This window comes from Povalibacter sp., from assembly GCF_036735925.1.
Taxonomy (GTDB): Bacteria; Pseudomonadota; Gammaproteobacteria; order Steroidobacterales; family Steroidobacteraceae; genus Steroidobacter.
In genome coordinates, this window is sequence record NZ_DAINNK010000086.1 from 1 (window position 1) to 10,309 (window position 10,309).

Sequence of the window (10,309 nt, forward strand, 5' to 3'; positions counted from 1 at the left end):
GACATAGCACGGCGTCGCTGCCCCTTGCCCGACGGAGTTGCGATAGTTCGCCGTACTGCCGGCGGTATTGCGAAGAATCGCCGTCCGCGTCGGCCCCGGCGTCACGCAGTTCGAGGTGGCGCGCGTGGATTGCAGGCGCTTCGACAGCTCCAGCGAGAACAGGCCGTTCGCCAGCTTGGAATGGGCGTAGCCGCGCTTGAACCAGTCCTTGCCCGACAGATCGTCGAACTGGATGCCGCCCGGCGGCGCATCGCGATGATTGTTGCTGCCGAGGACGACGACCCGGCCCTGCGGGGCAGCGGTCACCCGGTCCAGCAGCCGGTTGACCAGAATGAAATGCCCGAGGTGATTGACCACGAACTGCTTTTCGAGACCGCGCACCCGCTCCCAACGATCGAGCACGATGCCGGCGTTGCAGATCAGCATGTCGATGTCGAGATTCATCGCGCGGATGCGATCGGCGCAGGCGACGACCGAATCGAAATCGGTCAGCTCCAGCACGGCGGGCACGGCTTTGCCCTTCACGCTCCGGCACGCCTCTTCGGCCTTGTCCTGCGTCCGCCCGGTGCCGATCACCCGTGCGCCGCGCAGCGCAAGGACGCGCATCGTTTCGTAACCGATGCCGGAGTTGCAGCCGGTGACGAGCGCCGTCCTGCCGGTCAGATCGAGTCCGGCGGTGACCTCCTCCGCAGTCGACGAGGCATCGAATGCAGGCGCGGCGCGCGATGCGCCCGCGATGAAGGAGAAGAGTGCAGCCGCGTTGAACTGCCGACGCGTCATGGAATTCATCGTCGCCGAAATCGATGGCACGTATACGAGCAGTCTGTATCCATCGCTGAGGTCGTAAACGAGATACGAATAGCCATCGCCGGCCTTTCGTTTGAGCAGGCGCGGACGTTTGGGCTTGGCGCTTTATCTATCACGCGCCCGCTCCAGCGAGGTGTTAGGCGGCGCCCCAGAAAACTAGTGATCATCTGCTGGCCCAGCATACCGCGAACTTGCGACAAGCTCCGACTTCCATGTAACGCGACAACCGACTTCTCCCATGGACTCGGGCGAGACCATGAAGCTGACATCTGAAGTTCGAGATCGGGCATCAAGACCTTTGGCCGAAGCTATCGACTTGACCTGTGACATGGTCATGCCGGTAGTGATCTCGGAGCAGGCTGACTTGACGCGATTCTCTAGAGTTACGAACCGATGCCCCCAATATCCGAGGAGACTCAGAAACGCGATGCCACCCAGGAGATTCAAGCGGCGTCGCCAGGTTGGAGCTGCAGAAGCGCTTGAGGTACTCACAGGTGCCGCCCAACGCCATGCTCACGCGAGCGCGTCTTCGCGCGTCGCGTGCAGCAATTTGTTGGGCACTGTTGGATTGAACCGCCGATCTTCATCTCTGACCCCGAAAGACAACCGTCTTCAGCAATCGATCCGCAATGTCACCGCGTTACCTGCCGACGAACTTGGCGGCGAAAGCGAACAATACTACGACGATAAGCAATGAACCGGTAAAGCGAGCCCTACGCGCGGCGGCATATGCAAAGCCACCACTCAAATAACCATTGGACCAGCCCATTCGGGCGCGAAAGCGGACTACGCCTTCTGGATTCACAACGCACCAGAGCCCGCTTGCGAGAACTGCCAACAGAAACAGGATCAGGAAAATCTCTTCCATCATGACGCCCAACGCCGCGCGTAAGCCGCGAGCAAAAGCTGGAGGCTTTTGCGAGTCGAGCGCGCGAACTTGACGCGCTTGTTCGGCATTCTAGAAATCATGATGTACGGCGCTCATGCAAGTTGGCGTCAGACCTTGCTCTCTCGCCTGCCTTATCGCTGAACCTTCCGCACTCCAATCCAAAGGCGCATCGCTTTTGCGAGTCGGGCGCGCAATGCGCGTACTCTCATAGAACCTTGTTATCCGATGAGCTTGTCGTACTCGGCATGACTTCCAATCCAAAACCACGAGATTCCGTTCTCAACGTCGGTGCCAACGGCCCGCCAATGAAGGCCAACACGAGCAGACCAGAACTCCCCGACATGCTTGAGCCGTATGGAAGGATGGCGCAGATTGGATCTCATCAGTTCAAAGCAGCGATCCGCCAGCTGCTGCACGTCGGCGGGCAACGCGCGATAGTGATGCCAGAAGTCTGGTGAAGCGAAGTGCTTCAAAATTCTGTGCTCTTGCCTTCCTTATGCGCCTTTCGAACGGCCTCGGCCAACCTGTCCAGTTTCCCCGCCTTTACGTCAGCCTCGAACTGGGCATCCCAAGCCTGAGCATCGAATTCTGAGTACCACTTCCGAAACTCCACCAGTTCGGTGCCACTCAAACTTCGAATCTGATCTTCAATCTCTTCCAGTTTGCGCATATGTCACCTCGTGAAGCCGAGTATATGCCGGCGCTCATCTATCGTCTTCTCATCGGATAACGTTCGCGTTAAGGCGCGTGCGTCTTCGCACGTCGCCTCTTGAACGCATTGTTGGGCTTACCCTGCATCGCGTTCTCGAACCTTCTGAAGGAACTGTTCAAATGCTGGAAGTAGCTTCAATCTCTCTTCGCCGCCCGACTGGCTGTCAAAGTGAGCGAACGCGTCACGCATCTTCTCTTCTGTGAACCACTTTCCATAGTGCAGCAATGACTCTGGAATGTTGTGAATCGCATTCATGAGCTGATGAATCTCCCGAATGTGTTCCTCGGTGATCCTCTCAGGCACCGACGTACGCGCACGCACATATATAGCGACTTGAAAGAGCAGCGCGAGTGATGCACTGAAGTACGGCTCAGGAGCCTGCGATACTGGTTCGGTAAGCATTCTCGTCTCAAGCCCAACTTATATATCGACCGCCAAAGTGCGGTGCTCGGATGCCGCTGCAGATCGTTGGAATGACAAATTTCATTGTGTTCATCCGTGATTTGTAAGCGCTTCCGGCGCGGACCATCCAGGAATCAGACCGCAGTCAGCTTTTGTCTGGCTCAAGATAGTTGTGTCGTGTTGGCCGGTCAACGATCAGACTGTTGATCTCCGCATCTCTGGTCAGGAGGCGGTCGTGTCGACATCTGCCGGAAGCAGCGTGCCAGTCCCGCCTCAACCAGCCACCAGCCGGATGCGCGTGATCTCCGACGGCGCACCGAAGCGCTTCGGCGGTCCCCAGTAACCCGTGCCGCGGCTCACGTAGACCCACAACCGGTTCAGCCGATGCAGACCCGCCGTGAACGGCTGCTGCAATGGCACGAACAGATTCCAGGGCCAGAACTGGCCGCCGTGCGTGTGTCCCGACAGTTGCAGATCGAAACCTGCAGATGCCGCTGCAGGTGCAGTGCGCGGTTGATGCGCGAGAAGAATCCTCACCGCCGCATTGACCGGTGCGCCCGCCAGTGCCGCCGCCGGATCGCTGCGCTGCTGCGGATCGAAATGATGCGCGCCATAGTCCGTGACGCCCGCGAGCACGAGCGCCGCTTCGCCGCGCGCCACGACGACATGTTCATTCGCCAGTACGCGCAGCCCCAGCCGTCGCAGCTCGCGCGTCCAGGCGGGCTCGCCCGAGTAGTACTCGTGATTGCCGGTGACGAAGTACACGCCGTGACGCGCATTCAACCGCTGCAGCGGCTGCACGTCGGCGGCGAGCTGCGGCACGGTGCCGTCGACCAGGTCGCCGGTGATGGCGATGACATCGGCATCGAGCCCGTTCGCTGCGTCGACGATGGCATCGACATAGCCGCGCTTGATGGTCGGGCCAACGTGCACGTCGCTGATCTGCACGATCGAGAATCCCTGGAGGCCCGCCGGCAGATGGGCGATCGGAATGTCGACATCGACGATGCGGGCGCGACGCCGGGCATTCACGAAGCCGACGATGGTGGCTGTCGCAGACAGCACGACGACGAGCAGTGCCGAGACGTACGTGGCGGTTGCCGCCTTCGTCGGCGAGAAGATCACAACGATGAGCAGGACAATGTCCCGCAGCAGGGTCAGAACGAGCAGCGAAGAAAAAAGACCCATCATGATCATGCCGCCCCAGGCGATCCGGTCGGCGAGCGGCTGCCGGCCCATCGACCGGGTCACCATGCCGAGCGGCATCAACAGGCACGACGCCGCCAGCACGGACACGCCGACGATCCAGCCCGGCAACGACAGGGCCAGATCCGGCAGCAGACGACTGCCGATATAGAAATGCAGCAGCACCAGGATGGCGATGGCGATCAGGAACGGGCGGCTTGGACGCACTGGGCGGACATTCAGCAGGAGGGAGCGGGCAGTATCGGGATCGCGGCGCGGCTTTCAAGGCGCCGCCCCTTCACGGGCGTCGGCAACCGTCGGACAATGCTGCGCCGGCGGGCCAGAGAACGAGACCAGTGCTCAAGGATTACCTGAAACAGGGCGTGCGGATCGAAGGACTGTTCGAACTGATCAGCAAGGGCCAGGACGCCTTCGACGGCAGCTGGATGTTCGAAACCCATCTCACCTCGCCCAACCTGATCCGTTTCGCCGCCGACGACAGCGGCACGAATCCGATCCGCATCCTGCCCTACAAACGCGGTCACAACGCCAGCACGCCGATGGCCGGCGGCGAAGTGATTTCCGGCGAATTCACCGGCTGCCTCATGGGCGTGTACAAGGACCAGGGCATCGCCATGGTCAACCACGTCGACACCGAGAAGGACGGCGACGGCCACACACCGCACAAGGACGCCTGGCAGAAACTCAAACAGACCAGCGGTTTCGAACTGTTCAACGAGTGCTCGACCGCAGGAATGATCCCGAACCTCATCCGCAGCATGAAGGACCGCAAGCTCATGCAGCACGGCGCCGGCATCGCGATTCTGTGCGTCGCCTCGCCCACCAGGTACTACAGCATCACCAAGGCCGCGGTCTTCCGCGACCTGGACCACAGCTATCGGGTGCTGAAGATTCTGTGAGACGGAGATGGTTTCACACGGAGATCACGGAGATCACGGAGGTCAGAAGAAGAGAATTTTCCACGGGGGACACGGGGAACACGGGGTTCGGAACAGAAAATTTCTTATCCCCGTGCTCCCCGTGTTCCCATTCCTCCCCCGTGGAAATTTCTTCTTCCGATCTCCGTGATCTCCGTGATCTCCGTGATCTCCGTGTGAAATTCCTGTCTTCTCCGGGAGCCGGCCGGGTAGTCTCGCGACATGACACGATCCTGGTGGCTCTACCTCCTCGCCTGCGAAGACGGCCGCACGTATGCGGGCATTGCCATCGACGTCGATGCACGCTTCAGGGCGCACGCCGCAGGCAAGGGGGCGAAATTCACGCGCTCGAACAGACCCGTGCGCGTGCTCGGCGCAAGAGCGTTCGCCAGCAAATCCGAAGCGCTCAAGGCCGAGGCTGCATTGAAGCGGATGTCGAAGGAACAAAAGCTGGCATGGGCGGCTCCCTGTGGGGCCGGCTTTAGCCGGCCCGAGAATGGTCAGGACAAAACCTGACCTGCAGGACGAAGCTCAACCGTTCGCCACCGCGATCTCATCGCGGAACCTGCGCCAGCCCGCGCCGCGCGCCATGGAATACGGCGGCGGGAAGTGCGCCCTGGCACCCAGCGCATCGGCCGCGCGCCAGCCCCAGCGCGGATCGTCCAGGAAGGCGCGCGCCAGCGCGATCATGTCGGCGCGACCTTCCGCCAGGATGCGCTCGGCCTGATGCGGGTCGGTGATCAGGCCGACGGCGCGTGTCGGCACACCCGTCGATGTCTTCACTTCCTGCGCGAACTCGACCTGATACTCCGGCGCGACCGGCACTTTCACGCCGGCACGGATGCCGCCGCTCGATACGCACACATAGTCGATGCCGGGTTGCTTCGCTTCGCGCACATAGGCGATGGTCCGCGGCAGATCCCAGCCGCCGTCGACCCAATCCGTCGCTGACACGCGCAGGCCGACCGCGACCGATGCCGGCACGGCGGCCCGCACCGCCGCAATCACGGCCAGCGGCAGGCGCATGCGGTTGTCGAGCGATCCGCCGTAGCGATCGGTACGCGCATTCGCGAGCGGCGAGAGGAACTGGTGCAGCAGGTAGCCATGCGCGCTGTGGATCTCGATCACTTCGAAACCGATCCGCACGGCGCGCTGCGCGGCCTGCACGAACGCTGCGATGGTCGCATCGATGTCATCGACGCCGAGCGCCTGCGGCACATGCCAGCCTTCGCCGTAGGGCGCGGCAGACGACGAGACGGTCAGCCAGGGATCTTCGTTCGCAGCGAGCGCCGATCCGTCTTCCCACGGCCGGCGCGAAGACGCCTTGCGGCCCGCATGAGCGATCTGGATGCCGAACTTCGTCGGACCCGCGAGCCGGCGCGCGGCGGCGATCGCTCGCGCGAGTGCGGCTTCGTTGTCGTCGCTGTACAGCCCCAGGCAGCCGTGCGTGATGCGTCCGCGCCGCTCCACCGCGGTCGCTTCCACCATGACGAGGCCCGCGCCGGAATACGCGAGCTGCGACAGATGCTGCAGATGCCAGTCGGTGGCAGAGCCGTCATTCGCGCTGTACTGACACATCGGCGCGACGACGATGCGGTTGGGGATCTCGACGCTGCCGATGCGCGCGGATTCGAACAGACGACTGGCCATGAATGCTCCTGAGGAAATGGATGGGCCGCATTCTACGAATGCTGCCGTCAGATGCAGCGCTGCTGGACGTGCTGGACGGCCGGCTCGAATGACGCCGCTCAGCGGCTCGCAACGCTGACCGACTGGTCCGGCGTACCGCCGCCGAGCGCCACGAACAGCCGCGCCGTGTCCTGCAGGCGCTGCGCCTGCGCGCGCACGAAGCCGAGCCGTGCCTGCTGGTACAGGCGCTCGCTGTCCAGCACCTGCAGCACGCCGGTGTTGCCTTCGTTGTAGCTCTCGCGCGTGAGATCGAGATTCTGGCGCGCCACGTCGAGCGCCCGCGACTGCGCGTCGAGCTGTTCGGCGCCGTGATCGAGCGCATCCAGCGCATCGGCCACCTGGCCGAATGATTCCAGCACCACCTGCTGGTACTTCGCCGACTGCACCGACAATGCCGCGAGCGCCGCACGGCGCTCGGCGCGCAGCTTGCCGCCGTCGAAAACCGGCGCGGTGAGGCCGACGATGAGTCCCCAGGCCGTGCTCTTCGAATCGAACAGCTCGCTGGTTTCCAGCGCCTGCTGGCCCACCGTCGCCGACAGTGTGATGCGCGGATAGAGATTCGCCGTGGCGACACCGACGGCGGCAGTCGCAGCACGAAGCTGCGCCTCCGCGGCGAGAATGTCGGGCCGGCCATGCACCAGCTCCGAGGGCACATTCACGGGAAGCCGGGCCGGCAGCGTGAGCTCGCCGAGTGCCGGCGCCGTGAAATTCGCGTTCGGCGGAAGTTCGCCGGCGAGCACGGCCAGTCCGTGACGCGCAACACTCAGTCGCTGCCGCAGCGGCGGCAACAGCGTTTCGTCGCTGGCGAGCTGGCTTTCGGCGCTCAGCACATCGACGCGACTCACCGAACCCGCGGCATACGCGTCGCGGATCATGTCGAGATTGCGACGGTCGTCGGCGAGCACTTCCTGCAAGGCCTCGATCTCCGCCTGCGCCGCGGCGACCTCGATGGTCCGTTGCACGACATTGCCCGTCACCGACAGATGCGTGGCCTGCAGTTCGCGCGCCTGGTACTCGGCGAGCGCCTGCTGCCGTTCGATGGCGCGGCCGACGCCGCCCGTGTAGTCGAGCGTGTAGCTGACAGCGGCGCCGAAGGCGAAGTACGTGAACGGCGGCGTCTGCATCGGACCGAGGAACTGTGCGCCATATTGCTGGCGACCGGTGCCCGCAGTGAGATCGACTTGCGGATAGCGCGTACCGGTCTTCGCTTCGACCAGCGCCTGCGACTGCGCGAGCGTTGCCTGCGCGGCGGCGAGCGTCTGGTTGCGCTGCTGCGCCTGATCGACGAGCTGGTTCAGCTGCGGTGATTCGAACAACCGCCACCAGTCGGCAGGAACGGCGGCGCCCGTTTCCACCTGCTGGCGCGTCGTCGAGGCGAGCGGTGGCGCACTGGCGTCGGTGGTGTAGCGATCCACGGACGGCGCGGCAGGGCGTTCGAACTGCGGCCCGACGGCGCAGGCGCTCAGCAACGCGGCGGTGGATGCGAGGATCAGTGTGCGTTTGAGTGTATTCATGGAAGGTCAGTCCGCGACGACATGCATATCGGTACGCGCCGCCTGCGGCTTGCGGAACAGGAACACCAGCGGAATCGCCGCAAGACTCAGCACCAGCATCAGCTTGAAGTCGTTGTTGTAGGCGATCATGGTCGCCTGCCGCGTGACTTCGCCGTTGATGGCGGCCAGCTCCGTCAGACTGTGCGCGTTCGCGCCCAGCGATCCGGCGAACGGCGTGACGTGCTCGCCGAGCCGCGCGTGCATGATCTGGGTATTGCGGATGAAGAGAGCCTGCACCGCGGCGATGCCCACGCTGCTGCCGAGATTGCGCAGCAGATTGAAGACCGAGGTCGCCTCGTTGCGGAAACGCGGCGCGAGCGTGCCGAACGTGAGCGTGGCCAGTGGAATATAGGCAAGGCCGACGCCGAAACCCTGGACGACGCTGGTCCATGCCACGATCGAGTCATCCATCTGCAGATAGAAGTTGCACATCTGGCCGAGCGATATCGCCGAGATCGCAAAGCCCGCCGCGATCACCCACCGCACATCCACGTTGCGCAGCAGCCGGCTGAACACGAGCGATGCCAGCACGGTGCCGAAGCCGCGTGGCGCGGTCAGCAGTCCCGCCGTCATGACGGGATAGCCGAGCAGGTCCTGCAGCAGCGGCGGCAGCAATACCAGCGTGGCGAACAGCAGCACGCCGATCAGGAAAATGAAGGCCGCGCCGGTGCTGAAATTGCGGTCCTTGAACATTTTCAGATCGATGAACGGTTCGCGTGTCGTCATGCTGTGCACGACGAACAGGTAGAACCCGACGAGCGCGACGGCCGCGTAGATCCAGATTTCGGTGGCATCGAACCAGTCCTTGAGCTGGCCGCGATCCAGCATGAGCTGCAGCGCCGCGATGGCGATCGACAGCGTTGCGAAGCCCATGAAATCGAAGGCCGAGCGACGCGTCTTCGATTCGGTCAGGAAGCTGCCGAGACCGAGCAGCGCCAGCACGCCGATGGGGATGTTGATGTAGAACACCCAGCGCCAGCTCATCTGGTCGGTGAGCCACGCGCCCAGCGCCGGGCCGAGGATCGGGCCGAGCGTCACGCCCATCACCCACGTCGACATCGCGCGCGCATGGCGCTCGGGCGGATTGATGTCGAGCAGGATGGCCTGCGACAGCGGCACCAGCGCCGCGCCGGCCAGTCCCTGCAGCAGGCGAAACGCCACCATCTGCGACAGGTTCTGCGCGAGGCCGCACAGCACCGACGCCACCGTGAAACCGACGATGGAGATCAGGAAGACTTTCTTGCGGCCGAACTGGCCGGCGAGCCAGCCGGTGAGCGGCGTCATGATCGCCACGGCGAGGATGTACGACGTCAGCACCCACGACATCTGTTCCTGCGTGCCGGCGAGACTGCCCTGGATGTGCGGCAGCGCGACGTTCGCAATCGTGCCGTCGAGCGACTGCATCATCGTCGCCAGCATCAGCGACACCGTGATGAGCTTGTGGTGCGGCACCACGGGTCGGGAAGTTTCCGTCGACACGATGCGGGTTCCGTCAGTGGTGCGCCAACCGCTGGAACTGCGTGTCGACTTCGACCTGCGCGCTCAGGCCGGACTGCAGCGCGATGGACGCATCGAGGCCTTCGAGTTCGAGACGCACGGGCACGCGCTGCACGACCTTCACCCAGTTGCCGGTCGCATTCTCCGCCGGCAGCGCCGAGAACTCGCTGCCCGTGCCCGGACTCAGGCTCGCGACCTTCGCCGCGAATCTGCGGCCCGGCATCGCGTCGATCGTCACCGTGGCAGCCTGGCCGGGATGCATGTGCGCGAGCTGCACTTCCTTGAAGTTGGCTTCGACCCAGACGTTGTCGCGCGACATCAGCACGAACACCGGCTGCGCGGCGGCGATGAAGTTGCCGACCTGCAGCTGCTCGACTTTCGCCACGACGCCGTCGGCGGGCGCCGTCACCGTCGCGTACGACAGGTTGAGCTGCGCATGATCGAGCTGCGCCTGCGCTTCCAGCACCAGCGGATGCTTCTCCACCGCAATGTCCGGATCGCCGCCGAGTGCGGCCAGCGCCGATGCGATCTGCTGCTGCGCGGCGCTGTAGGCCTGCTGCGCGCTCTCGCGGGCATGGGTCGCCGCATCGAACTGCGACTGCGAGGCAATGCCCTTCGCGAGCAGGCGCTGCTGGCG

12 protein-coding genes are annotated in these 10,309 nt (G+C 63.7%); 2 read left to right on the plus strand and 10 right to left on the minus strand.

The genetic code is table 11. The features are described from left to right. The 6 genes from V7D81_RS19670 to V7D81_RS19695 form a co-directional block, all read right to left on the minus strand. Positions 1–780: SDR family NAD(P)-dependent oxidoreductase (locus tag V7D81_RS19670; RefSeq protein WP_324319466.1), on the minus strand; the 780-nt coding region annotated here is incomplete at its 3' end. 667 nt (positions 781–1,447) lie between these two features. Continuing rightward, the gene (locus V7D81_RS19675; RefSeq protein ID WP_324319467.1) at positions 1,448–1,678 is read right to left on the minus strand and encodes a hypothetical protein; all 231 of its coding nucleotides are present in this window, start codon (positions 1,676–1,678) and stop codon (positions 1,448–1,450) included. A gap of 236 nt (positions 1,679–1,914) precedes the next feature. Beyond that, positions 1,915–2,079, minus strand: coding sequence for a ParE family toxin-like protein (locus V7D81_RS23330; RefSeq protein ID WP_442958366.1), 165 nt, complete (start codon positions 2,077–2,079; stop codon positions 1,915–1,917). Between the two features lie 86 nt (positions 2,080–2,165). Then, complete coding sequence (locus tag V7D81_RS19685; RefSeq protein ID WP_324319471.1) at positions 2,166–2,366, minus strand: hypothetical protein; 201 nt, start codon at positions 2,364–2,366, stop codon at positions 2,166–2,168. A 117-nt stretch (positions 2,367–2,483) separates the two neighbouring features. Continuing rightward, a complete protein-coding gene (locus V7D81_RS19690) occupies positions 2,484–2,810 on the minus strand; it encodes a hypothetical protein (RefSeq protein WP_324319473.1) in 327 nt (108 codons plus the stop codon). A gap of 273 nt (positions 2,811–3,083) precedes the next feature. Then, positions 3,084–4,223 (minus strand): metallophosphoesterase, encoded by a 1,140-nt coding sequence (locus tag V7D81_RS19695; RefSeq protein ID WP_324319475.1) that lies wholly within the window; start codon positions 4,221–4,223, stop codon positions 3,084–3,086. A 128-nt stretch (positions 4,224–4,351) separates the two neighbouring features. Here V7D81_RS19695 and V7D81_RS19700 point away from each other — a divergent pair, with 128 nt between their 5' ends. Beyond that, positions 4,352–4,915 carry a hypothetical protein gene (locus V7D81_RS19700; protein WP_324319477.1) on the plus strand — a complete coding sequence of 188 codons (564 nt, stop codon included), beginning with the start codon at positions 4,352–4,354 and terminating at the stop codon, positions 4,913–4,915. Positions 4,916–5,155: 240 nt separating this feature from the next. Further along, on the plus strand, positions 5,156–5,449 hold the full coding sequence (locus V7D81_RS19705) for a GIY-YIG nuclease family protein (protein WP_324319479.1): 294 nt from the start codon (positions 5,156–5,158) through the stop codon (positions 5,447–5,449). 15 nt (positions 5,450–5,464) lie between these two features. Here the strand turns inward: V7D81_RS19705 and V7D81_RS19710 are convergent, their stop codons facing one another. The 4 genes from V7D81_RS19710 to V7D81_RS19725 form a co-directional block, all read right to left on the minus strand. Continuing rightward, the gene (locus V7D81_RS19710; RefSeq protein ID WP_324319481.1) at positions 5,465–6,583 is read right to left on the minus strand and encodes an NADH:flavin oxidoreductase/NADH oxidase; all 1,119 of its coding nucleotides are present in this window, start codon (positions 6,581–6,583) and stop codon (positions 5,465–5,467) included. Between the two features lie 98 nt (positions 6,584–6,681). Further along, entirely contained in the window at positions 6,682–8,136 is a 1,455-nt protein-coding gene (locus V7D81_RS19715; RefSeq protein ID WP_324319483.1) for an efflux transporter outer membrane subunit, read from the minus strand. A gap of 6 nt (positions 8,137–8,142) precedes the next feature. Beyond that, positions 8,143–9,654 carry a DHA2 family efflux MFS transporter permease subunit gene (locus V7D81_RS19720; protein ID WP_324319485.1) on the minus strand — a complete coding sequence of 504 codons (1,512 nt, stop codon included), beginning with the start codon at positions 9,652–9,654 and terminating at the stop codon, positions 8,143–8,145. 13 nt (positions 9,655–9,667) lie between these two features. After that, positions 9,668–10,309, minus strand: a 642-nt coding sequence (locus V7D81_RS19725) for an HlyD family secretion protein (RefSeq protein ID WP_324319487.1), incomplete at its 5' end; no start/stop codon positions are given.

Excerpts from the sequence above, each read along its gene's own strand:
- V7D81_RS23330 (WP_442958366.1), bottom strand. The coding sequence starts at position 2,079 with ATGAGATCCAATCTGCGCCATCCTTCCATACGGCTCAAGCATGTCGGG.
- V7D81_RS19675 (WP_324319467.1), bottom strand. The coding sequence starts at position 1,678 with ATGATGGAAGAGATTTTCCTGATCCTGTTTCTGTTGGCAGTTCTCGCA.
- V7D81_RS19705 (WP_324319479.1), top strand. The coding sequence starts at position 5,156 with ATGACACGATCCTGGTGGCTCTACCTCCTCGCCTGCGAAGACGGCCGC.
- V7D81_RS19685 (WP_324319471.1), bottom strand. The coding sequence starts at position 2,366 with ATGCGCAAACTGGAAGAGATTGAAGATCAGATTCGAAGTTTGAGTGGC.
- V7D81_RS19710 (WP_324319481.1), bottom strand. The coding sequence starts at position 6,583 with ATGGCCAGTCGTCTGTTCGAATCCGCGCGCATCGGCAGCGTCGAGATC.
- V7D81_RS19690 (WP_324319473.1), bottom strand. The coding sequence starts at position 2,810 with ATGCTTACCGAACCAGTATCGCAGGCTCCTGAGCCGTACTTCAGTGCA.
- V7D81_RS19715 (WP_324319483.1), bottom strand. The coding sequence starts at position 8,136 with ATGAATACACTCAAACGCACACTGATCCTCGCATCCACCGCCGCGTTG.